This is a genomic window from Lysobacter claricitrinus (assembly GCF_045866565.1).
In the GTDB taxonomy this organism is placed as follows: domain Bacteria; phylum Pseudomonadota; class Gammaproteobacteria; order Xanthomonadales; family Xanthomonadaceae; genus Cognatilysobacter; species Cognatilysobacter claricitrinus.
Map to the genome: position 1 here is coordinate 878119 of NZ_BAAFZV010000002.1, position 21263 is coordinate 899381.

The 21263-nt window shown below is 68.0% G+C and carries 21 protein-coding genes and 1 tRNA gene; 11 read left to right on the forward strand and 11 right to left on the reverse strand.

Annotated features, from left to right (window positions below):
- Positions 1–32: 32 nt before the first annotated feature.
- From ACKTTN_RS08885 to ACKTTN_RS08935, 11 genes are all read right to left on the reverse strand, one after another.
- Positions 33–1187 carry a response regulator gene (locus tag ACKTTN_RS08885; RefSeq protein ID WP_407909491.1) on the reverse strand — a complete coding sequence of 385 codons (1155 nt, stop codon included), beginning with the start codon at positions 1185–1187 and terminating at the stop codon, positions 33–35.
- A 62-nt stretch (positions 1188–1249) separates the two neighbouring features.
- The gene (locus ACKTTN_RS08890) at positions 1250–3427 is read right to left on the reverse strand and encodes a patatin-like phospholipase family protein (protein WP_407909492.1); all 2178 of its coding nucleotides are present in this window, start codon (positions 3425–3427) and stop codon (positions 1250–1252) included.
- Between the two features lie 117 nt (positions 3428–3544).
- Positions 3545–4051 carry a hypothetical protein gene (locus tag ACKTTN_RS08895; protein WP_407909493.1) on the reverse strand — a complete coding sequence of 169 codons (507 nt, stop codon included), beginning with the start codon at positions 4049–4051 and terminating at the stop codon, positions 3545–3547.
- Complete coding sequence (locus tag ACKTTN_RS08900; protein ID WP_407909494.1) at positions 4048–4854, reverse strand: DUF2092 domain-containing protein; 807 nt, start codon at positions 4852–4854, stop codon at positions 4048–4050. Before ACKTTN_RS08900 ends, ACKTTN_RS08895 begins: the two co-directional genes overlap by 4 nt.
- Before the next feature lie 59 nt (positions 4855–4913).
- Complete coding sequence (locus tag ACKTTN_RS08905) at positions 4914–5669, reverse strand: hypothetical protein (RefSeq protein ID WP_407909495.1); 756 nt, start codon at positions 5667–5669, stop codon at positions 4914–4916.
- Positions 5670–5784: 115 nt separating this feature from the next.
- On the reverse strand, positions 5785–6981 hold the full coding sequence (locus ACKTTN_RS08910; protein WP_407909496.1) for a hypothetical protein: 1197 nt from the start codon (positions 6979–6981) through the stop codon (positions 5785–5787).
- Between the two features lie 70 nt (positions 6982–7051).
- Entirely contained in the window at positions 7052–8020 is a 969-nt protein-coding gene (locus tag ACKTTN_RS08915; protein WP_407909497.1) for an SUMF1/EgtB/PvdO family nonheme iron enzyme, read from the reverse strand.
- 332 nt (positions 8021–8352) lie between these two features.
- Entirely contained in the window at positions 8353–8787 is a 435-nt protein-coding gene (locus ACKTTN_RS08920) for a response regulator (RefSeq protein ID WP_407909498.1), read from the reverse strand.
- Positions 8788–8930: 143 nt separating this feature from the next.
- On the reverse strand, positions 8931–9602 hold the full coding sequence (locus ACKTTN_RS08925) for a response regulator transcription factor (RefSeq protein ID WP_407909499.1): 672 nt from the start codon (positions 9600–9602) through the stop codon (positions 8931–8933).
- Between the two features lie 175 nt (positions 9603–9777).
- On the reverse strand, positions 9778–10806 hold the full coding sequence (locus ACKTTN_RS08930; protein WP_407909500.1) for a sensor histidine kinase: 1029 nt from the start codon (positions 10804–10806) through the stop codon (positions 9778–9780).
- 431 nt (positions 10807–11237) lie between these two features.
- The gene (locus tag ACKTTN_RS08935; protein ID WP_407909501.1) at positions 11238–12014 is read right to left on the reverse strand and encodes a hypothetical protein; all 777 of its coding nucleotides are present in this window, start codon (positions 12012–12014) and stop codon (positions 11238–11240) included.
- Between the two features lie 136 nt (positions 12015–12150).
- Between ACKTTN_RS08935 and metX the strand changes: the two genes are divergently transcribed.
- The 11 genes from metX (at position 12151) to ACKTTN_RS08990 (ending at position 21251) form a co-directional block, all read left to right on the forward strand.
- Positions 12151–13320, forward strand: a complete 1170-nt coding sequence (gene metX, locus ACKTTN_RS08940) for a homoserine O-acetyltransferase MetX (RefSeq protein ID WP_407909502.1) — start codon at positions 12151–12153, stop codon at positions 13318–13320.
- Complete coding sequence (locus ACKTTN_RS08945; RefSeq protein WP_407909503.1) at positions 13317–13916, forward strand: cysteine dioxygenase family protein; 600 nt, start codon at positions 13317–13319, stop codon at positions 13914–13916. Before metX ends, ACKTTN_RS08945 begins: the two co-directional genes overlap by 4 nt.
- Before the next feature lie 2 nt (positions 13917–13918).
- Positions 13919–14371 (forward strand): DUF2214 family protein, encoded by a 453-nt coding sequence (locus tag ACKTTN_RS08950; protein WP_407909504.1) that lies wholly within the window; start codon positions 13919–13921, stop codon positions 14369–14371.
- A gap of 24 nt (positions 14372–14395) precedes the next feature.
- Positions 14396–14482: transfer RNA gene (locus tag ACKTTN_RS08955), tRNA-Leu, on the forward strand.
- 238 nt (positions 14483–14720) lie between these two features.
- Positions 14721–14999: a hypothetical protein gene (locus tag ACKTTN_RS08960; RefSeq protein ID WP_407909505.1), complete on the forward strand. Its 279-nt coding sequence runs from the start codon at positions 14721–14723 to the stop codon at positions 14997–14999.
- On the forward strand, positions 14996–16684 hold the full coding sequence (locus tag ACKTTN_RS08965; protein ID WP_407909506.1) for a SulP family inorganic anion transporter: 1689 nt from the start codon (positions 14996–14998) through the stop codon (positions 16682–16684). The genes ACKTTN_RS08960 and ACKTTN_RS08965 overlap by 4 nt, the downstream gene beginning before the upstream one ends.
- A complete protein-coding gene (gene ppk2, locus ACKTTN_RS08970) occupies positions 16681–17553 on the forward strand; it encodes a polyphosphate kinase 2 (protein ID WP_407909507.1) in 873 nt (290 codons plus the stop codon). Before ACKTTN_RS08965 ends, ppk2 begins: the two co-directional genes overlap by 4 nt.
- 84 nt (positions 17554–17637) lie before the next feature.
- Positions 17638–18285, forward strand: a complete 648-nt coding sequence (locus tag ACKTTN_RS08975; RefSeq protein ID WP_407909508.1) for a TetR/AcrR family transcriptional regulator — start codon at positions 17638–17640, stop codon at positions 18283–18285.
- Positions 18282–19229, forward strand: coding sequence for an HlyD family secretion protein (locus tag ACKTTN_RS08980; RefSeq protein ID WP_407909509.1), 948 nt, complete (start codon positions 18282–18284; stop codon positions 19227–19229). The genes ACKTTN_RS08975 and ACKTTN_RS08980 overlap by 4 nt, the downstream gene beginning before the upstream one ends.
- A 10-nt stretch (positions 19230–19239) precedes the next feature.
- Positions 19240–20163 (forward strand): ABC transporter ATP-binding protein, encoded by a 924-nt coding sequence (locus tag ACKTTN_RS08985; protein ID WP_407910055.1) that lies wholly within the window; start codon positions 19240–19242, stop codon positions 20161–20163.
- Positions 20160–21251, forward strand: a complete 1092-nt coding sequence (locus tag ACKTTN_RS08990) for an ABC transporter permease (RefSeq protein WP_407909510.1) — start codon at positions 20160–20162, stop codon at positions 21249–21251. Before ACKTTN_RS08985 ends, ACKTTN_RS08990 begins: the two co-directional genes overlap by 4 nt.
- Positions 21252–21263 lie beyond the last annotated feature (12 nt).

Sequence of the window (21263 nt, forward strand, 5' to 3'; positions counted from 1 at the left end):
GCTTCCTCTGTTGCATTACGATGCCGGGCGCGTCACGGGTGGATCTGGTCGCCGAGCGCCTCGTGCAGGCGCTTGGCTTCCATCGCCATGTCGTGCTCGCCGTCGATGAAGTGTTCCGCGATCCCCCGGCACTCGTCCTCGATCGCCATGAACGCATCGACGATGTCGGGGTCGAAGTGCTGGCCGCGGCCTTTCACGATGATCTCCAGCGCGTCCTCGTGCTTCATCGGGCTCTTGTACACGCGCCGGCTGATCAGCGCGTCGTAGACATCCGCGACCGCCATCAGGCGCGCGGACGTCGGGATCTCCTCGCCGGCGATGCCCTGCGGATAACCCGAGCCGTCCCATTTCTCCTGGTGCCCGTAGGCGATGTCGCGCGCCATCGACAGGAAGCCGAGGTCCTCGCCGGCGTCGTCCAGCGCCCGCTCGATCGCGTCCTTGCCGAGCGTGGTGTGCGTCTTCATGACTTCGAATTCCTCCTCGGTGAGGCGCCCGGGCTTGAGGAGGATGCGATCCGGAATGCCGACCTTGCCGATGTCGTGCAGCGGCGCCGACTTGAACAGGATGTCGATGTTGCGCGGCGTGCAGAAGTCGACGAAACGCGGATGCGTCGCGAGCTGCTGGGCGATGCGGCGAACGTAGTGCTGCGTGCGCAGGATGTGGTTTCCGGTCTCGTTGTCGCGCGTCTCGGCCAGCGACGCCATGGCGCGGATGGTTACGTCCTGGATTCGCGCGACGTCGCGCGTGCGCCGTGCCACTTCCTGTTCGAGGTAGTCGTTGCGGTCGTGCAGGAAATCGCGGGCCTGCTTGAGCTGCAGGTGATTGCGCACGCGAGCCAGCGTGATCGTCGGGCTGATCGGCTTGGTGATGTAGTCGACGGCCCCGAGCTCGAGCCCCGCGCGTTCGTCGTCGACGCCCGTCATCGCGGTGAGGAAGATCACCGGTATGTCCCGCGTTACCGCGTTGCTCCGCAGACGGCGCATGACTTCGTAGCCGTCCATCTCCGGCATCATGATGTCGAGCAGGATCAGATCGGGTGGCGTGTCGTTCGCGATCTGCAGCGCACGCACGCCGCTGCTCGCCACCTTGACGCGGTGCTCGCCGCGCAGCAGCGCGCTGGCGAGCGCGAGGTTGTCCGGTGTGTCATCGACGACCAGCACGGTCGCACGGTTGTCATGGTCGTCCACGGGTCACCTTCCTTAGGCGCGGCGAATGAAACGCGACGGTGTGCGGGCGGTGGCGCGTCATGTCAGAAGGTCCGCCCGATTTCGAAGAACAGCGCGCCTTCTCCGGACTCGCGCCAGCCGTAGCCGAAGGTCATCGGCCCCAGCCACGAGTCGAACCCGAGGTAGACGCTGCCGTTGAGGACGCCATCGCCGAGTGCGATGTCGTCGCGGCGCTCCCACGCGTTGCCGTACTCGAGCGTTGAGCCGGCGAGCGCCGCGCGCCCGAAAATCCGTGCGAGCTGGTAGGTGTAGCCAACGAACAGGACGGCGTAGTGCTGTCCGGTCAGTTCGTTGATGCGGTAGCCCGCGAGGCGCGTCAGCCCGCCCAGCCGGTATCGCGCCTGGATGGGCAGCTCGCCTTCCACCGTGCTGTGCAGCCGCGTGCCCGCTTGCAGCGCGTGCGCGCCGAAGCTGCGGGCGACGACGGCATCGAGTTCGAGTTGCGCGTACTCGTCGTCCGCGCCGAGGGCGGTGCGTGAGACGGTATAGCGGGCGTTGGCGTAATAGCCGTCGCGCGGGAAGTACAGGCTGTCGAGGCGATCCACGTTGGCAAATGCGTACGCGGCGCCCTCGCGGAAGTCGTACGACGGGAGCGACGCATCGCCGATCTCGACGCCCGCGCGACCATGGCCGAATTCCAGCCCGCCGCCCAGCGCGGCGACCTGTCCGAACTCGTGCGCCAGCTGCAGGCGAAGTCGGACGGCCTGGATGTCGTAACGCGCGACCGCATTGCCGTCGCCGTCGAACACGTTGAGGTTGGGCTTCTCGTACGCCAGTCGGCCGGAAAAGACGTTGCGCCCGGCGATGTCGAGCGGCTGGTAGTACTCGCCGATCAGCGCCGGCTCACTGCCGATCGCCGCGGTCAGGCGCCCTTCCCCGCCGCGTTCATTCAACGGCGCGAACAGGATCGCCGCGCGGATCGTGGTGTCGTAGTCGCCGTCGAAGTCGGAGCTGTGGGTGAGCCCGACCTGCAGGTAGTTCGGCCCCTGCGTCTTCGGGCTGGCGTGCAGGACGATGCCGGTGCGTCCGTCTTCGCGCACCACGTCGTAGGTGACCTTGGCGAAGGTGCCGAAGCCGTAGACGTCCAGCGTGTTGGACTCCAGCGCGTCGACATCCAGTGGCCTGCCGGTCTCCACATGCAGGCGGTTGAGCAGTAGTTCGTCGGAATAGCCCGTGCGATTGTCGATGCGCACGAATTCGATCACCGGCGGACCGGCACTATTCAACGCCGCTACGCGGGCAGCGTGTTCGGTATCCGCGGGGGACGCGAGCCGCGCAAGCGCCGGCGTTGCAGCCTGCGCGGCGCCCGCACCGATCGCCAGCGCGTCCAGTGCCTTGTCGAAGTCGCCCGTGGAAATGCGGTCGCCGAGATCGGGCGTGATCAGCACGTCGCGCGGCCCCAGCGTCGCCAGCTGCTGGCGCGTGTTCGCGGTGGTCATCATGCCGCCGATCTGCGACAGCACCTGCAACGCACCCGCGTCAGCGCCCAGCGTGCCGAGCGGCGTGCCGACGTCGACGGCGATCACGATGTCCGCGCCCATTGCGCGTGCCACGTCGATCGGCACCTGGTCGACGAGGCCGCCGTCCAGCAATAGGCGGCCTTCGATCTCGACCGGATGAAAGATGGCCGGCAGCGACATGCTCGCGCGCATGGCCGTGGACAGGCTTCCGTGGTCCAGTACGACGGCCTGGCCCGTGTTGACGTCGGTCGCCACCGCGCGAAACGGAATCGGCAGGTTGTCGAAGCGCTCGATGCCGCTGGCCTGCAGCGTCTGGCGCTCCAGGAAGGCGATGATGCGCTCGCCCTGGATCAGGCCGGGCGAGGCGCGCACGCCCTTGCTGGTGATGCCGACGCCCAGCGTGGCGAGGCTGTCGCGGTCATCGAGCTTGCGACGGTACGAGCGCTCGGGACGTGGCACCGAGTCGTCGAACATGTGCTTCCAGTCGGTGGACCGTACGAGGTGCTCGATGTCGGCGGCGGAGCGTCCCGACGCATATAGCCCGCCCACCAGTGCGCCCATGCTCGTGCCGGCGATGCAATCCACATGCACGTGAAGTGCCTCGAGCCGCTGCAGAACGGCCACGTGCGCGAAGCCGCGTGCGCCGCCGCCGCCCAGCACCAGTCCGATACGCGGCCGCGTGTCGCCGGGCCCCCGTTCGCCGCAGGCATTGGCGTTGAGCCGCGGCGCGGGCGTGCTCACGCCCGCGTGCGCCGTCGATGTGATCGACGCCGCGACGACACAGGCAGCGACGAGCCGCCACACGCCACGTCGCCAGAGCCGGGCGAAACGCGCACGCATGGCATGCCGTTTCCGCCGTTACGGATTCACGACGACGTAGACCACGTCGTCGCCCTGCATGCGCTGCTCGTAGTACACGCCATTGCAGTGGTAATACGGCACCGAATAGGTGTTCACGATCGGGCAGCCCGCAGGTACCGACGGATAGAAGGCGCCGACCACCGCCGCCGTCGTCGCGGCCACCATGGCGGTCGCGGCGATCGGATGATCGATCTCGCCGTTGCCCCAGTGGTTGTCGTCCATGTCGATGTCGACGTCGCGGCTGACCTCGCGGCTGGTGGTGCGGTTCACATCGCGCGACGTGGAGCGACCGCTGTTGCCGGTGGGGCGCGTGGCACCGCTGTTGCGCGCCGCGGCCGACTGCCGACTCTTGTCCATCGCCATCTGGCTGGCGCGATTGGCACTGCTGACCGAACTGCGCGCCATCATGCCGCCGCCCCGTTGCGCATCCGCCATGGGTGGCACCAGGACCAGCGCAAGCAGGCCCAGGCCCGCGGCGCGCGACAGACGCATCGAAACGTTCATGGCGTGCCTCCTGCCGCGGTCGTCGCGACCGCCGGCGTGGTGTTGAACGGAATCTCGTGCATGTCCTTCGATGGCGAGAACTTGAACGTGCTCGCGCTCACCGATGGCGTCGTATCCCAATGGAGCACCGCCTGGTATTGCGGGTCGCCGACTTCGTAGCGCGTGGTGATCACCATCTTCCGCGGCTGCCCTTCCCTGGTGATCCAGATCTGCCAGTCGACCGCTGACTGGCGGAACAGAACCTGCTGCGTCATCACGCCTTCCACCGGGCTGTCGCCGGCGACCAGGCCAACGCGCACGCCGTCGAGCAAGGTGCCGCCGAAGCCCTGGCGCAGCACATCCACCAGCGGCATCTCCGCGCCCATGTCCAGCAGCTTGGTCACCACGCCGCCAACGGTGTCGGGGGCATTGAACTTCGCGTAGACGTCGGCATCGGGCGCGACCGTCGTGAGCGTGCTGCCGTCGTAGTAGTACTGGCGATGGCGAAGATCGCCGTCGACATCGATGCGGAAACGGTTGGGACGTTGCACGATCATCCGCGTGCGCTCGTTGTGCTGCAGCTTGTAGCCGTAGGGCAGCACCTCGTCGCGCGAAATGTCGGCGTCCACCTGGAACGATTGCAGGCGGGACAGGTACGCCTTCATGCGATCCAGTGCCGCGCGCGCTTCGGGCGAGATGGTGCCCGGTGGCGGCGTCGACGCCGGCGTGGCCGTGTCGTCCTGCGGTGCGGCCGCGCCGAGTTGTGGAAGCATCGCCAACGTGGCGAAAGCCGCCGCGAGCGACGTGGTGCGGAGTGCTTTCATGTCCGATCTCCTTGTGTCGTTGACCCAACCGGCGCTGCCGCCGCCGACGCTCGACTTCGCTAGAACGTGAATCCGTAGCCGACGATCGGGCCGTTGAGCGTCACCCGCGTATCGATATCGCCTTCGCCGAAGTCCGCGTCGAGATAGCGATAGCCGAACACCCACTGGCCGACGTTCATGTGGTACTGCGCGATTGCGCTCGCACTCCATGTGCCATTGGTCGACCCGCTGGAGCCGTCGCCACGCAGGCTGAAGCTCCAGCGGTCATTCGTGCGCCATGTGTAGCGCGCGCCGTAGAGGAAGTCGCTGTAGGTCTTGCTGACCTTCAGCGATCGCGTCTGCAGCGTCGTGTCGGTCGGGATGATCGACGCGGTGAAGTCGGCATCGATGTACCGCAGGCCGCCGATGAGGTCCCAACCGTTGAAACGGTCGTCGCCCGGGCTCCATACCGCCGCCAGGTCAAACAGGCGTGCATCGAGGTCGGTCTCGCTGCGCAGGCGCGGGCGTTCGCGATCCTGCGACAGGCCGAGGAACAGGAAGTCGGTGAGCATGCCGAAGTGGTCGCCCTGCCCTTCGGCATGGATCATCAGCGCGCCGTCGAACTTGTCGAGGACGTCTTCGAACGTGTTGTCGGTGATGACGGAAGCGGACGGCGGCGGCCCGCTGTCGCTGACCTCGGCGTTCACCGACGCGGCCCACACGTAGGGCGTCACGCTGAACGTCCAGGCGTCGCTGTCGCGTGCGATCGCGGCGATCGGTGTACCGGCGACGGACAGCGTCGCGAGGGTGGCGATGGCGTCGCGGATGCGGATCATCGTGCGTCTCCCGTAAGCCCATGGGGCGGTCGAACAAGGTGCGTCGCACCACGACGCATGCATCGCGCCGCCGCGTTCGCGGCGTGCCTGGTGGTCGAACAGGCGTGTGCGGCGCTCACAGCAACATTCCCACGACGCGTTGCACGAGGTCGCCGAACGGAATCACCGTCAGGACCAATGGACTGAACGGCGCGAGGGTGACGATGGCGAGCCGCGCGATCGCGCGCACATCGATCGGTAGCGGGCGCATTTCGGTGACGACCGAACTCGCGTTCGCAAGGTCGGCGAGCGACTGGATGTCGCCGCTGCCCACCAGCGGTTCACCAGGGTTCGTGGCGCCGAGCCACTTGCGCTCGAACTCCGTCACGTAGCGCATCGACAGCGCGCCGTACGCGCGCAGGCCGCGGCGTCGTTCCTGCAGCAATGCCGGAGAGAAGAACGCGAGCGGCGCCACCACCGTGGCGACCAGCACCGCCGCCAGCACGCCGATCTGTCCGCGGTACTCCACCAGCTTGTGGCCGCCGCTGAGCACGCGGCTGGCGATCAGCCCCGACGACACCACGCCTTCGGCGAACAGCAAGGGCGCGAACGCAAGGACGCTTGCGCCGAGAAAGCCGAGGCCGCCCGCGCGGTCGGGATGCAGGGCTTTGAGATCGAGCGGAAGTCGCGAGGTCCGCCACAGGAAAATCCACCAGATGGCGATGCGGAACCACCAGCGCAGCACGATGAACTGGAAGATCGGCACGCTGATGTGGACCAGCCACCACCCTGCGCCGGTCAGCGCGGTACCGACCGGCGTGACGCTCGCGTACCAGGTGTCGATCGGCAGCACGAGCGACCGCGACCACAGCGTCGGCGACAGCGTGAACACCGCGACCAGCAGCACGACTTCGGCGACGACGGAATTGCGCAGCCGACGCGCCGTGTCGATCGCGGCCTCGAAACCGGGAATCGCGGTCGGCGCGATGATCGAACGTTCCCGGAACTGCTCGACGGCGACGCCGATGCGCTGGTGCACCGGAATCTCGGCCAGGATCAGCAGCGGCAACGCGCCGAGAAAGCGCGCATAGGTCTCGATGTCGTGCAGGAACGGCAGGCGTACGCCGGCGAACGCGCGGCCTTCGGCGAGGCTCAGCACCAGCAGCGGCAGCCAGGCCACCAGCGAGATTGTGATCATTCGCCGCACCACGCCACGCAACTGCCCGTCGGCCATGTGCGCGCGGCGCATGAGCTGGTACAGCGGACCACCCACGACCAGCGAAAAGTCCGGCGATTGCGGTGACGGTGTCGAATCCACGACGTGTGCGGACACCGCGCTCACCACGCGCCGACGCCGCGCGCGAAGGCGCAGCGTGCGCGGGCCGCTGTCGGCGCGTCGCGACTCACGCGACACCGATGCGGACCACGCAACGGAAGCCCAGGTGCGACATCGAGGTGTCGACCGGCAATGAAAACCGCGATGCGAATGCGTCGTGCGGCGAGTGCCCCGCCGGACCCGGCCGCGACCCGCCCTTGGTGACGTTGCGCGGCAGCCCGTCGATCGATGCCCCACGAAAACCGTCATCGACGAGCCGATCCAACGCGCGGCGCGGCACGGTGCACGCAGCGCGTGGATCGACCCGGGACCGAAGCGCGTCGCGGTCGCACGTCCATTCCCAGACGTTGCCGAGCATGTCGTAGAGGCCGAACGCGTTGGCCGCGCCCTCGCCCACCGCGGCGGTGTCGATGCGGTGTTCGTCGGGCAGTCCGCACCAGCGACGATGATCGACCCACGAACCCGCCGACGTGCGCACATCGCGCAGGCGCTCGCTCGACCAGCCTTCTTCCGTATCGTCTTCGCCGCCGCGCGCGGCGCGTTCCCATTCGGCTTCCGACGGTAGCGTCTTGCCCGCCCATTCGGCATAGGCCTCGGCATCGTCGAGCGTGACGTGCACGACAGGATGCTCGTCGAGGCCTTCGATCGAACTCGTCGGGCCGCGCGGATGCTTCCAGTCCGCGCCGGCCACCAGGCGCCAGGGCGACGCGATGCCGTGCAGTGTTTCGTCGAGGATGCAGACGGCGGACGCCGGATAGAGTTCACCGGCGGCCGCACGCGGATGCATGGTCGCGTCGAGCCCGCGCTCGCACTGCGTCACGTAGTGCGTACTGTCGACGAAGCGCGCGAACTGCGCGTTGGTGACCGGCGTCGCGTCCATCCAGAAGCCGGCGATGCCGACGTAGCGCGCGGGCATTTCGCCGGGACACGGATGGTCCGCGCCCATGCGGAACACGCCGCCCGGCACCCATGCCATTCCAGGCGTTGCGGCGGGTGGCAGCCAGCTGCCGATGTCGCGGTGGGTGATGATGCTCATGCCGTGCCTCGTCGCGTTCGGCGGCCGCGCAGACGCATGCGCGAGTCGCGATGACGGTGGAATCGCCCCGCCCGATCGAACGTCGGCTCGTGGGCTGCACGATGGCGTCGCATCGCCGACGCCGCCGCGCTGCACGTCATTGCCGCTTGCGGCCGTGCATCGCACGCAGGTGTCGCCCACCGGGTATCGGCGGTATCGACAACAGGTGGCGGCGCGCGTTGCGCAACGACATTCATGACCGCGCTCCTCGGGCCGCGGATTCCACTCGTGGCCGAGTCTGCGCGTGCGTCAAAACAGCGAGAATTGGACCTCGGTGAACCCGCCGATGCCCTTCAGGGCATGCGCTCGCCGGCCGTCAGGCGCGTCACCATCGCCAGCAGCGTCCGGCCTTCGAACGGTTTCATGAGGTAGGCCGCGTGGATGCGGTCGGCCTGCTCGCGCACGGACGGCGCGTCATGCGCGGTGATGATCACCCACGGCGCCATCGGCCCGCGCAGGGCCAGGTCGCGGTACAGCTCGAACGCCGACACGCCAGGAAGGCGGACGTCGCAAATGCAGCAGAGGCTGGACGACCGCCACGGCGAACCGTGCAGGTCGCCCAGCAGCGACTCGGCGGAATCGAACGCCCGGACGGTGAAACCCGAGCCCGACAACACGCGTTGCAGCGCCTGTCGCATGGGCCCATCGTCTTCCACCAGGACGATTTCCTGCTCCATCTGCACGATAGCGGCCCAGGTGTCGCCCATAAGCGCCACGTCGAAGTTCATGGATGGTCGACGCCGCGACGGGCCGCATGTAAGTGGTCGTTGGGGAACGCACGTTGCCCCTGAGGGCACGCTGGCGGGTACGACGCGCAGTCGCGCGCGCCGGGCATTGCCCGGCGCGTCGATGACTTCGATGTGACGCGAGCTCAGCTGGCGAGCGCGGTGATTTCCGCATGCGTGCGCGGAGGCGCGTCGAGCGCCAGCTCTTCCGCTTCCAGATGCACCGCGAGCTGGACGAGTTCGGCAACGGTGCGAACGCCCATCTTCTCCATCACGCGTGCGCGATGCGCCTTGACAGTGCGTTCGCACATGCTCAGCGAATCGGCGATCTGCTTGTTGAGACGGCCAGCGATCACCTGGTCGAACACGGCGTGCTCGCGCGGCGTGAGCGAGCCCAACCGGTTGCGGCTCTGCTGCAGGTGGTTGCGATGCTGGCGACGCTGTTCGTCGTATTCGAGCGCGTTCCTGATCGCGTTTAGCAGCGTTTCCTTCTCGACCGGTTTCGTGAGGAAGTCGACCGCGCCATGGCGGATCGCCTGCACGCTGGTCGGGATATCGCCAAAGGCCGTCAGGAAGATGATCGGCGGCGCGTCGTCGCGTCGCGACAGCGAACGCTGCAGGTCGAGCCCGCTCGGGCCCGGCATGCGGATGTCCAGCAGCAGGCATCCGGGCGCGTCCATCGGCGGCCACGCCAGCAGGAAATCACCGGCCGACGAGTACTGGCGGACGTCGAACTCGAGTGCGCTCAGCAGGCGTCCCAGCGCATCGCGCATGGAGTCGTCGTCGTCGACGATGTGGATTACGGGAGCGATACCCATGTCGTGCCTCCATCCGCTTCAATGCGGGACTTCGTTCCTTCGAGAAACAACCGGATCACCAGCTGAAGGTAGGCCTAATTTTCGGCATGGTGAAGCGGTGAAGATGCGCGTGCCGACCGACGGTCTTTTCACGCGCGATAGGGCCGGAAAAGCGGCTGAAACCGGACTGTCACAATCACATTGCGTAGGGCGGAAACGTCACGCGGAAGGTGGCGCCGCCGCGGTTGTTGTTCTCCGCGCGGATCGAGCCACCGTGTGCCTCGGCGATGGACCGGGAAATCGAAAGCCCCAGCCCCATGCCGTGCGCCTTGCTGCTGTAGAACGAATCGAACAGGTGGGCGAGCCGCGATTCGGGAATGCCGCAGCCCGCGTCCGACACCTGGAACTGCACCTGCCCGCCTTCGAGCGTTCGCACGTCGAGTAGAACCGCCGGCCGCGATGCGCTGAGATCGCCGGATGCGAACCGCGCTTCCACCGCGTCCATCGCGTTGATGAGCAGGTTGAGCAGCATCTGCTGCAGGTAGAGTGCGTCGCCCTGCAGGAGCGCGGGATCGCGCGCCATCGACATTTCCACCGGGATGCCGCGTCCGCGGACGTCCGGCTCTAGCAGGCGCACCGTTTCGCCTGCGAGCGCATTGGCATCGATGCGCACGAAACTGATCTTGCGTTGCCTCGCAAGCGTGCGGACGTTGCGGATGACGCCGCCGGCGCGCAGGCCGTCGCGGCGGATGTCACGCAGGATCTGGCGGATGTCGTCGAGCGGCGGGGTCGGCCGTTCGAGCAGGATTTCGGCCGCGTCGGTATTGCTGAGGATCGCGCCGAGCGGCTGGTTGATCTCGTGCGCGATCGACGCGGTCAGCTCGCCGACGACGGCAAGGCGTGGCGCACCCGCCGCATCGTCGCGACGCCCGTGCCCGGGATCGCGCCCCGCCGCCCAGGTCCGCCACACGCTCAGCGCGAGTGCAAGCAATGCGGGCCCGCTCATTCCGCGCGTGATGAGCACCGCCGTCTTGTGATCGCTGTGCGACCACGCGGCGATCAGCAGCACGGAGATGGCGAACGCGAGGCAGGTCATGCCCAGCCATGCGTCGCGCGACAGCTCCAACCGGACCGGTCGACGCAGGTACAGCACCCCGCCGGCGACCAGCCATGCGAGTAGCAGCACCAGAGCAGTGACCGCTTCGATCATCGGGGGAGCATCCATGTGATCCGGGTGGCGCTGGTACGGGCGGCGTCCTGCCGCCCCAACCCCCGGTCGAGCGGTGAGGGTACGCGTGTGCGACGAACCTGAATAGGCGTCCGGATGGACGGTTGACCCGAAATCGAACAGCTGAGATGCCGACCCCGAACGTCACGACTTGCCTTGCGTGGCCGCCCGGCGCGATGGGTCCGCCCTCGCGCCGCGAACGAACGGTCCGCCGCGCTGCGAGTGCATCACAGCATTTGTTACGTTGCTGTCTGTGCCTGGACGATGCGTGCGGGCACGCGCGTCCACCTGACTTCGGTGGTCGGCGCGCGCGCGATGGCGTGCATCCCGCGACGCACTGCCCGCTTGCGATGACGTCGTGAGTTCCGACGGACCAAAAAAAGGCGCCGTCATCGACGGCGCCTTCGTTCCCTCACCCGATCTGTCGATCAGCGACCGTCGTGGTCGGCGTCGCCCGGCAGGATGCGCTCGACGCCGTGCCAGGCGTCCTTCACTGCGCCCTTGGCATCGGCCCAAGCGAGGCGCGACGTGCCCTTCGCCGAATCCCAGCCACGCTCGAGTTCGCTTTCGGTCGCGGCATCCCAATTCGCGTTCTTCGCCTGGCTGCGCGCATACGTGCCGTAGCGATACGCCGGCTTGTAGTCGTCGAAGCTGTAGCCGGACTTGTAGTAGTCGGCCTGGTTGAAGCGGTTCTCGTAATAGCGATCGGTGGCATCGTAGGTCTTGTAGGTGCGATCGCTGCGGTCCCACGCGTCGCGCACGGCGTCGCGCGCCTTGTCCCACGCCAGGCGCGATTCGCCCTTGGCGTTGTCCCAGCCCGACTGCAGGCGGTTTTCCGCGCGATCCCACGCTTCGCCGCTATTCGCGTTGCGCGCTTCGGTGCCGTAGCGGTAGGCCGGCGCGTAGTCGCGGTCGTAGTCGAGCTTGCTGTCGTAGTACGGACGGGTCGTGGCATCGCTTCGCCACGCTTCCGTCTCGCCGGTCGGATCCACGCGTTCGGCGGCCGAATGGCCGACGGCCGCGCCCGCGACGGTGCCGATCGCGCCGCCGACCAGCGTGCCGATCGGGCCGAACGCGCTGCCGATGGCCGCACCGACGGCCGCACCGCCGACTCCGCCGACGCCCGTCCCGACCGGGTGCGAGCCCGGCGCGCCGGAGATCGGATCGCGATTCATATCGGTCGTGTCGTTGTTCTTGTTCGCCATGGTGAAGCTCCGTGCGGAAGGAACTTCGACTCTGGCCGCGCGCGTGTGTAGCGCCGGTCCAAGCGGCCGTTGTCCGTACCTTTGGCGTTCAGGCCGCATCGACAGGCACAATTCGCAGGCCGAATGGACTGACGCAATGACCGAATTCATCCCGCCCGGAACGCGATTCGCCGAGCTGCCCTCGCCCTTCCCTACCCGTCGCGACGGTGCGCTGCACGGCGCGCGCATGGCGTACGAGACGTGGGGCCGGCTCGACAACGACGGCGGCAACGCGATCCTGATCGTGACCGGGCTGTCGCCGGACGCGCACGCGGCGTCTAACGACGCCGACCCGTCGCCCGGCTGGTGGGAGGCCATGCTCGGCCCGGGCAAGCCGATCGATACCGATCGATGGTTCGTCGTCTGCGTCAACACGCTGGGCAGCTGCAAGGGTTCGACCGGCCCCGCGTCGATCAACCCCGATACCGGCGAGCTCTACCGTCTCGATTTCCCGCCGTTGTCCGTCGAAGACTGCGCCGACGCCGCCGCGCACGTGGTGCGCGCGCTGGGCGTGGTGCAACTGGCCTGCGTCATCGGCAACTCGATGGGCGGGATGGTCGCGCTCGCGTTCCTGCTGCGGCATCCGGGCATGGCGCGCAACCACATCAACATCTCCGGCGCGGCGCGCGCGCTGCCGTTCTCCATCGCGATCCGTTCGCTGCAGCGCGAGGCCATCCGGCTCGACCCCAGCTGGAACAACGGCCGCTACGACGATGCGAGCTACCCCGAATCGGGCATGCGCATGGCGCGCAAGCTCGGCGTCATCACCTATCGCTCGGCGCTGGAATGGGACGGCCGCTTCGGCCGCGTGCGGCTGGATTCGGATCGCCAGGACGACGACCCGTTCGGTCTCGAGTTCGAGGTCGAGAGCTATCTGGAAGCGCACGCGCGTCGCTTCGTGCGCCGCTTCGATCCCAACTGCTACCTCTACCTCAGCCGCGCGATGGACTGGTTCGACATCGGCGATTGCTGCGGCGAGACCTGCAGCGAGACACGGAGCGACACCCGCGCGGCGCTGGCGTCGATCAAGCTCGACAAGGCGCTGGTGATCGGCGTCCACACCGACATCCTGTTCCCACTGCAGCAACAGGAAGAGATCGCGGCCGGGCTCGGCGCCGGCGGGGTCGACGCACGCTTCGTTCCGTTGGAGTCGCCGCAGGGCCACGACGCATTCCTGGTCGATTTCGAACGCTTCGGGCCGGCGATCCGCGGATTCCTCGACGCGCTCGAGCCGGTCCGCGGCACGGGAGCTAGAATCAGCGGATGAACGCCGCCGCCGCACTGCCCGACATCCCCTTCCCCGGCCACGACAAGATGATCGCGGCACTCGACGCCGCGGTCTGCGCGGGCGACCCGCAGGCGGTGACTCGCGCGGTTCGGCAGACGCTGTGCGACCTGATCCGCGATCGCGACGTGCATCTGCCCGCCTGCGTCTACGAACCGATCACCGACCACTACGCGCGCCGCGAGCTGTATCGCAGCCCGATCCATGGCTACAGCGTCGTCGCGATGACGTGGGGGCCCGGCCAGGGCACGCCGGTGCACGATCACTCGGGCCTGTGGTGCGTCGAAGGCGTCTGGGATGGCGAGCTGGAGATCACGCAGTACGAACTTCTCGAACGCGACGGCGAACGCTTCCGCTTCCGTCCCGCCGGCGGCATCCAGGCCGGCCCCGGCAGTGCCGGCAGCCTGATCCCGCCGCACGAGTACCACACGATCCGCAACGCCAGCGACGACCGCGTCGCCGTGTCGCTGCACATCTACAAGGCCGAGATGCAGTGCTGTTCGATGTTCGCGCCGCAGGCCGAACACGAGTGGTATGCACGCGGCGACCGCACGCTGAGCACCGACGAGGCCTGCTGAGCGTGTGGCATGACTTCCTGCTGGCGTCGGTGCACCACGTGCTGGTGGTGGCCCTCGTGGCCATGCTCGCGGGGCAGATGACGCTGCTGCGCAACGCGCCCGACGCCGCCACCGTTCAGCGCCTGTCGCGCCTCGACCGCGGCTACGGCACGACCGCGGGCCTGCTGCTCGTCGTCGGCCTGCTGCGCGTCTTCCACGGTATCAAGGGCGAAGACTTCTACCTGCACAACCCGTGGTTCCACGCGAAGCTCGGCGCGTTCCTGCTGGCCGCGCTGATTTCGATCGTGCCCACCATCGTGTTCGCGCGGTGGCGCAAGGCGTCGTCCACCGATGCCGCATGGCGGCCCGACGACGCGACGTGGTCGCGTGCGCGCCTGCTGGTGCGCGTGCAGCTTGCGCTGGTTCTCGTGATCGTGATCGCAGCCGCCGGCATGGCGCGCTACGGCGGACTCTGATCCGCCGCTATACTTCGCGTCCGCGCCGGAATGGCGGAATCGGTAGACGCAGCGGACTCAAAATCCGCCGCCCTTAAAAGCGTGTGGGTTCGAGTCCCACTTCCGGCACCAGACATCGCAACGGGCCAGGCCTTCGGACCTGGCCCGTTCGCGTTTTGGAGATGAGCTCGCCGCGCCGTTCGCACGGTCGCGTCCGCACGCCGCGGCGCCCGCTGTCCGAACAGGCGACGGGAATGCCCCTCGGGACAATGTCGGCCGGCAAGGCCCGCTGCGATGCTCTCAACAGCCGCGATCGTCGCGGCGCCATGGCCGGTGCGCGCCCTGCGCCGCCGGCGTCGAGGGCCGACGCATGTCCGACCGGATGGGCGACCTGGGCACCGTTCAGGCGCTACTCGATCGACTGGTGAAGCAACGCCTGCCGCGCCTGACGGACATCAAGACGCGCGTGGATGCGGGCGCGCGCCTGAGCGAGATCGACATCGCGTTCCTGCACGCTGCGCTCGTCGACGCGCAGGAAACAGCACCCTATGTCGCGCGCCATCCGGAGCTGCACGCGCTCGGCGTTCGCATCGGCGCGCTGTACGCCGACATCATCCGGGTGGCGACCGAGAACGAGACCCGTGCGTGAGACCCGCGTTCGCTGCCGCGGCATCGCGATCGACGCTGCGCGCGGACGTGGTGGCCGGGCTGACGACCGCCGCGGTCGTGATCCCGAAGGCGATGGCCTACGCGACCATCGCGGGACTGCCGATCGAAGTCGGCCTGTACACCGCGTTCGTGCCGATGCTGGTCTATGCGTGGCTCGGCACCTCGCGCCCGTTATCGGTCAGCACGACGACGACGATCGCGATCCTCACCGGCGCGGAGCTCTCGCAAGTGGTGCCGGATGCGAACGCGGCGGGCCTGCTCGCCGCGACGTCGATGCTGACGATCCTCGTCGGCGCGTTCCTGCTGCTCGCGTGGATCGCGCGGCTGGGTTTCGTCGCGGACTTCATCTCGACGCCGGTGCTGGTCGGCTTCAAGGCGGGCATCGGCGTGGTGATCGTCGTCGATCAGCTGCCGAAGATCCTCGGCATCCACTTCGACAAGGGCAGCTTCCTGCACAACGCTGCGGAGGTCGCACGCGGTGTGGGACATCTGTCGTGGCCGACGTTGATGGTGGGCGCCGGGGTGATCGTCGCGCTCGCGGTGATGGAACGCTTGCGGCCGCGTTGGCCCGCGCCGCTCATTGCCATTGCGGCCGCCATCGCAGGCGCGGGGCTGCTCGGCTGGCAGGCGTTCGGTATCGAGGTCGTCGGCGCCGTGCCGCAGCGATTGCCTGCGTTGACCATGCCCGCGTTGTCACTCGCGCTGGAGCTTTGGCCGGCCGCGGCCGGCATCGCGCTGATGAGCTTCACTGAAACGATCGCCGTCGGTCGCGCCTTCCAGGCCAACGACGAACCGGTGCCGACGGCGAATCGCGAGTTGCTCGCGACCGGCGTCGGCAACGTCGCCGGCGCGTTTTTCGGCGCGATGCCATCGGGTGGCGGCATGTCGCAAACCGCGGTCAATCGCCGCTCGGGCGCGCGTACGCAGCTGTCGTGCGTCGTCACCGCCGCAACGGCGGTGGTGACGATGCTCGTGCTCGCACCGATGATCGGGTTGCTGCCGCAGGCCGCGCTCGCAGGCGTCGTCATCTTCTATTCGATCGGACTGGTCAGCCCGGCCGATTTCCGCGACATCCTGCGCATCCGCCGCACGGAAGCCGTATGGGTGATCGTCGCGTTCGCTGGCGTGATGCTGCTCGGAACGCTCAAGGGCATCCTCGTCGCGATCGTGGTGTCGCTGGTCGCGCTCGCGCAGCAGACCGCGGATCCGCCGGTACGCGTGCTCGTTCGCAAGCGCGGCACCGACGTGTTCCGCCCGCGCAGCGACGACCATCCCGATGACGAGGACATCCCGGGACTGCTGATCCTGCGCCCCGAAGGGCGGTTGTTCTTCCTCAACGCCGAGCGCGTCGCCACGCGCATTCGCCCGCTGATCGCGCAGGCGCGGCCGCGATTCGTCGTGTTCGACCTGTCGGCGGTGTTCGACCTCGAGTACTCGGCGCTCAAGGCGTTCATCGATGCGGAGGCGCGATCGCGCCGTGCCGGCGTGCTGCTCGCACTGGCCGGGCTGAATCCCGAGGTGCTTGAAGCCGTGCGGCGTTCGCCGCTCGACGAACACATCGGTCACGAGCACATGTTCTTCAACGTGGAAATGGCGGTGGAACGCCTGCAGCAGGAGCTGGCGACCGCTCCCCTGCCCGCGCAGCCGCTGGAGGCTTCGACATGAAAGACGACACCCACGCAGACGCGGACCACGACGACACCCCGAGCGGCAACGGCAACGGCAAGCGCAAGAACGGCGGCCCGAGTGGCGGCGTGCGCGAAAAGATGAAGCGCCGCGAATACGAAGCGGCGCTCGAACCGCTGCAGGAAGAACTCGTCAAGCTGCAGCAGTGGGTGGTGGCGAAGCAGAAGAAGGTCTGCATCGTGCTCGAAGGGCGCGACACCGCCGGCAAGGGCGGCACGATCAAGGCGATCACCGAACGCGTCAGCCCGCGCATTTTCCGCGTCGCCGCGCTGCCCACGCCCACCGAGCGCGAGCGCACGCAGATGTACATGCAGCGCTACGTCGCGCATTTCCCGGCCGGTGGCGAGATCGTGATCTTCGATCGCAGCTGGTACAACCGCGCCGGCGTGGAACTCGTCATGGGGTTCGCGACCGAAGCGCAGGTGCGCAAATTCCTCGCCACCGCGCCGCTGGTGGAGAAGACGATGGTCGCCTCCGGCATGTACCTGCTGAAGTACTGGCTCGAGGTCTCCGAAGAGGAGCAGATCGAACGCCTGCAGTCGCGTGCCACCGATGGGCGCAAGTTGTGGAAGCTGTCGCCCATGGATCTCAAGTCGTACGGGCGCTGGTACGACTACTCGCGCGCGCGCGACGCCATGTTCGAAGCCACCGACACCGAGCACGCTCCCTGGTACGTCGCCAACACGAACGACAAACGCCGCGGCCGCCTCAACATCATCCGCCACCTGCTCGACCACATTCCGTACGAAGAGATGGAACGCGAGAAGGTGCATTTCCCGAAGCGGCAGAAGCGCGGCGACTATGTCGAATCGAAGCATCCGCTGCACTTCATCGAGCAGAGGTACTGAAGCACGGGCGATCACGTGAAACCGGCCGTCGGTGCTACCCGATTCGTCACTTGCCAATTATTTCCACGTTGAAATAATCGGCCGATGTCCACCCCGCGCCCTCGCCGTCCCGGCCGACGCCCCGTCGCAGACGACACCGACCTGCGTGCGCGCCTGCTCGATGCCGCAGTCGAGGCGTATTCACGCTCCGGCGTCGCAGGCACCACCAATCGCGCTCTGGCGCGCGCTGCAGGCGTCAATCCGGCGCTGGTCAGCTACTACTTCGGCGACCAGCTGCCGGCCACCGTCGCGCAGGAACGCATTCTTCCCGCGATGGGCGAACTGATCGCAGCGATGGGCGAGCCCCCCGAAGCCGCGCTCGGCCTGGCGACGCGGTTCGTCGACGCGGTCTACGCCGTGATCGCCCGGCATCCGTGGCTGCCGGGCCTGTGGGTGCGCGAGGTGCTGGTCGACGGCGGCGCGTTCCGCCACATCGTGTTCGAACGCGCCGACGCCGTACCGCGCGTCGTGGCCGCCCGCTTCGCGCAGGCGCAACAGGCAGGCGGGCTGGCCGAAGGCATCGAGCCACGATTGGTCGTCGTGTCGCTGGTCGGGCTCACGCTGTTCACCGCCGCCAGCGCGCCGATCTGGCGCCGGGTATTCGACGCCGATGACCTCGGCGTCGACGCCATGCGTCGCCATGCCCATGCCCTGCTCGCCCATGGCCTCGCGCCCGCCGGAGCTTCGCGATGAAGACGTTCGCCTGCCTCGCCTGCGCGCTCGCGCTCGCCATCTCCGGCTGCAAGCGCGACAACGACGAGGCGCTCGGAACTCTCGAATACGACCGCGTGACGCTGCCCGCGCCGTTGTCCGAACCGATCGTGTCGATCGAGGTCCGCGAGGGCCAGCACGTCGCCGCGGGCCAGGTGCTGCTGCGCTTCGACACGGCGCGCAGCCGCGCGCAGGTGGAGGCGTCGATCGCCGATACCGAACGCCAGCGCGCGGCGTTGTCGGAGCTGCAGACCGGCCCGCGCCGGGAGCAGATCGAACAGGCGCGCTCACGCGTGTCGGCGGCCGAAGCGCTGGTGCGCGACACGACCGCGTATGCAGCACGGCTCGGCCCGCTCCTCAAGCGCCACTTCGTGACGCCAGCCGACTACGACCAGGCCGTCGCCGCGCGCGATGCGGCCGTCGGCGAAGCAAACGCCGCGCATGCCGCGCTCGACGAACTCGAACATGGCACGCGCATCGAACAGATCGCGCAGGGCGAAGCGGCGGTCGCCGCTGCAAAGGCGCAGGTCGAGGGCCAACGCGTCACGTTGCAGCGCCTCGAAGTCACCGCGCCGCGCGCCGGCGTGGTCGACAGCCTGCCGTTCAAGCTCGGCGACCAGCCCGCTGCCGGCGCACCTGCGGCGATCCTGCTCACCGGCGACGCGCCGTACGCGCGCATCTACATCCCCGCGCACCTGCGCAGCAACGTGCATGTCGGCACCAGCGCCACCGCCTACGTCGACGGCCATGCGCCGGTGCACGGACGCGTGCGCATGATCCGCAGCGAGCCGGTGTTCACGCCGTACTACGCGCTGGTGGGCGACGACGCCTCCCGACTGAGCTGGCTCGCCGAAGTCACGCTGGACCCGAAGCCGGCCGCCGGGCTCGCGTCCGGCCTGCCGGTGCGCGTGCGATTCGATGAGTGACGACGTCGCGATCCGCACGCACGGCCTGACGCGTCGCTTCGGCGAGCTCGTAGCCGTCGACCACGTCGATCTCGTCGTGCCGCGCGGGCGCGTCTACGGCTTTCTCGGGCCGAACGGATCGGGCAAGTCGACCACCATCCGCATGCTGTGCGGCCTGCTGACGCCGACGTCGGGTGATATAAGCGTGCTCGACCTGCAGATCCCGCGACAGGCCGAAGAACTGCGCAAGCACATCGGCTACATGACGCAGCGCTTCTCGCTGTTCGACGACCTGTCGGTCCGCGAGAACCTCGAATTCATGGCGGCGATCCAGGGCGTTTCGCGCGAGCGCAGCGGCGCGCGCGTCGACGAGCTACTCGAGCGCTACCACCTCGACGACCGCCGGAAACAGCTCGCCGGCACCCTCAGCGGCGGCCAGAAACAACGCCTCGCGCTTGCCGCGGCCGTCGTGCACGAACCCGAGCTTTTGTTCCTCGACGAACCGACCAGCGCGGTGGACCCCGAGTCGCGCCGTGATTTCTGGGATGCGCTGTTCGACCTTGCCGATCGCGGCACCACGCTGCTGGTCTCGACGCACTACATGGACGAGGCCGAACGCTGCCATCGCCTCGCCATTCTCGATCGCGGCGCGCTGGTTGCCGACGGCACGCCGGACGATCTCGCCGCGGCACTCGAAGGACGCACCTTCGTCGTCGAGACGGACGACCCGCGTGGTGTTCGCAACGCACTCGACGGGCGCCCGGCCGTGCTCAGCGCCGCGCAGATCGGTCACGTGCTGCGCGTGCTGACCCGAAGCCCGGACGACGCCGCGGACATCGACACCGCGCTGCGCGGCGCGAGTGTTACAGGCACGGTGCACGCCGTTCCACCGAACCTCGAGGATGTGTTCGTCGCCGCCACGCGCGACCGAAAGCGCGAGGATGCGCCGGCATGAACATGCGGCGGCTGTTCGCGATCGTGCTCAAGGAACTGCGGCAGTTGCGGCGCGATCGCATCACGCTCGCGATGATCGCCGGCATCCCGATCCTCCAGCTCGTGCTGTTCGGCTACGCGATCAACCTCAACCTTCGCGGCCTCGCAACGGGCGTCTGCGACCAGGCCGGGACGTCGAACTCGCGACTCGTCGTGATGGACATGGTGGCGACCGGTGTCGTCGCGCCGACCCGCGTGGTATCGACCCCGGACCAGTTGATGACATTGCTTCGCCGCGGCGAGATCGACGTCGGCATCGTGGTTCCCACCGACTTCGAACGCCGCCGCAGCGAGCATCGCGAGGCCGTGCAGGTGCTGGTCGACGGCAGCGACACCGCGGTGCAGGCCGCCGCCGCGCAGCTCGCGCAGATGCCACTCGATGACACGCAGCGAAGTGCGCTTCCGCGCGAGATGCCGATCGGCGTCGTCGCGTTCTACAACCCGGAGCGGCGTTCGGCGGTCAACATCGTGCCCGGGCTGGTCGGCGTGATCCTGACGATGACGATGGTGCTGTTCACCGGCGTCGCCATCGTGCGCGAGCGCGAACGCGGCAACATGGAACTGCTGATCGCGACGCCCCTGTCGCGAAGCGAATTGATGGTCGGCAAGGTGCTGCCGTACGCGGCGATCGGCCTGGTGCAGACCACGTTCGTGCTCGCACTGGGCGTCTGGCTGTTCAAGGTGCCGGTGCGCGGCAGCGTGCTGGACGTCTACCTTGCCGCCACGCTGCTGATCCTCGCGAACCTCGCGCTGGGCCTGCTGATATCGACACGCGCGCGCTCGCAGTTCCAGGCGATGCAGATGACGTTCTTCGTGTTCCTGCCGTCGATCCTGCTGTCGGGCTTCATGTTCCCGTTTTCGGGCATGCCGCGCGTAGCGCAGTGGTTGGCGGAGGTCCTGCCGCTCACACACTTCATCCGCATCATCCGCGGCGTCATGTTGCGCGGCGCCACGTTGTTCGAACTCTGGCCCGATGCGCTCGCGCTGGTCGCGTTCACCGCGGTGCTGTTGAGCGTCGCGATCCTGCGCTTCAACAAGCAACTGGAGTGACGCGGCCCGCGG

What these genes read in the sequence shown, in the direction of transcription:
- ACKTTN_RS08920 (WP_407909498.1), bottom strand. Translation starts at nt 8,787, where the DNA reads ATGAACTTCGACGTGGCGCTTATGGGCGACACCTGGGCCGCTATCGTG.
- ACKTTN_RS08905 (WP_407909495.1), bottom strand. Translation starts at nt 5,669, where the DNA reads ATGATCCGCATCCGCGACGCCATCGCCACCCTCGCGACGCTGTCCGTC.
- ACKTTN_RS08990 (WP_407909510.1), top strand. Translation starts at nt 20,160, where the DNA reads ATGAACATGCGGCGGCTGTTCGCGATCGTGCTCAAGGAACTGCGGCAG.
- ACKTTN_RS08960 (WP_407909505.1), top strand. Translation starts at nt 14,721, where the DNA reads ATGTCCGACCGGATGGGCGACCTGGGCACCGTTCAGGCGCTACTCGAT.
- ACKTTN_RS08900 (WP_407909494.1), bottom strand. Translation starts at nt 4,854, where the DNA reads ATGAAAGCACTCCGCACCACGTCGCTCGCGGCGGCTTTCGCCACGTTG.
- ACKTTN_RS08980 (WP_407909509.1), top strand. Translation starts at nt 18,282, where the DNA reads ATGAAGACGTTCGCCTGCCTCGCCTGCGCGCTCGCGCTCGCCATCTCC.
- ACKTTN_RS08935 (WP_407909501.1), bottom strand. Translation starts at nt 12,014, where the DNA reads ATGGCGAACAAGAACAACGACACGACCGATATGAATCGCGATCCGATC.
- ppk2 (WP_407909507.1), top strand. Translation starts at nt 16,681, where the DNA reads ATGAAAGACGACACCCACGCAGACGCGGACCACGACGACACCCCGAGC.
- metX (WP_407909502.1), top strand. Translation starts at nt 12,151, where the DNA reads ATGACCGAATTCATCCCGCCCGGAACGCGATTCGCCGAGCTGCCCTCG.
- ACKTTN_RS08975 (WP_407909508.1), top strand. Translation starts at nt 17,638, where the DNA reads ATGTCCACCCCGCGCCCTCGCCGTCCCGGCCGACGCCCCGTCGCAGAC.
- ACKTTN_RS08925 (WP_407909499.1), bottom strand. Translation starts at nt 9,602, where the DNA reads ATGGGTATCGCTCCCGTAATCCACATCGTCGACGACGACGACTCCATG.
- ACKTTN_RS08895 (WP_407909493.1), bottom strand. Translation starts at nt 4,051, where the DNA reads ATGAACGTTTCGATGCGTCTGTCGCGCGCCGCGGGCCTGGGCCTGCTT.
- ACKTTN_RS08945 (WP_407909503.1), top strand. Translation starts at nt 13,317, where the DNA reads ATGAACGCCGCCGCCGCACTGCCCGACATCCCCTTCCCCGGCCACGAC.
- ACKTTN_RS08915 (WP_407909497.1), bottom strand. Translation starts at nt 8,020, where the DNA reads ATGAGCATCATCACCCACCGCGACATCGGCAGCTGGCTGCCACCCGCC.
- ACKTTN_RS08930 (WP_407909500.1), bottom strand. Translation starts at nt 10,806, where the DNA reads ATGGATGCTCCCCCGATGATCGAAGCGGTCACTGCTCTGGTGCTGCTA.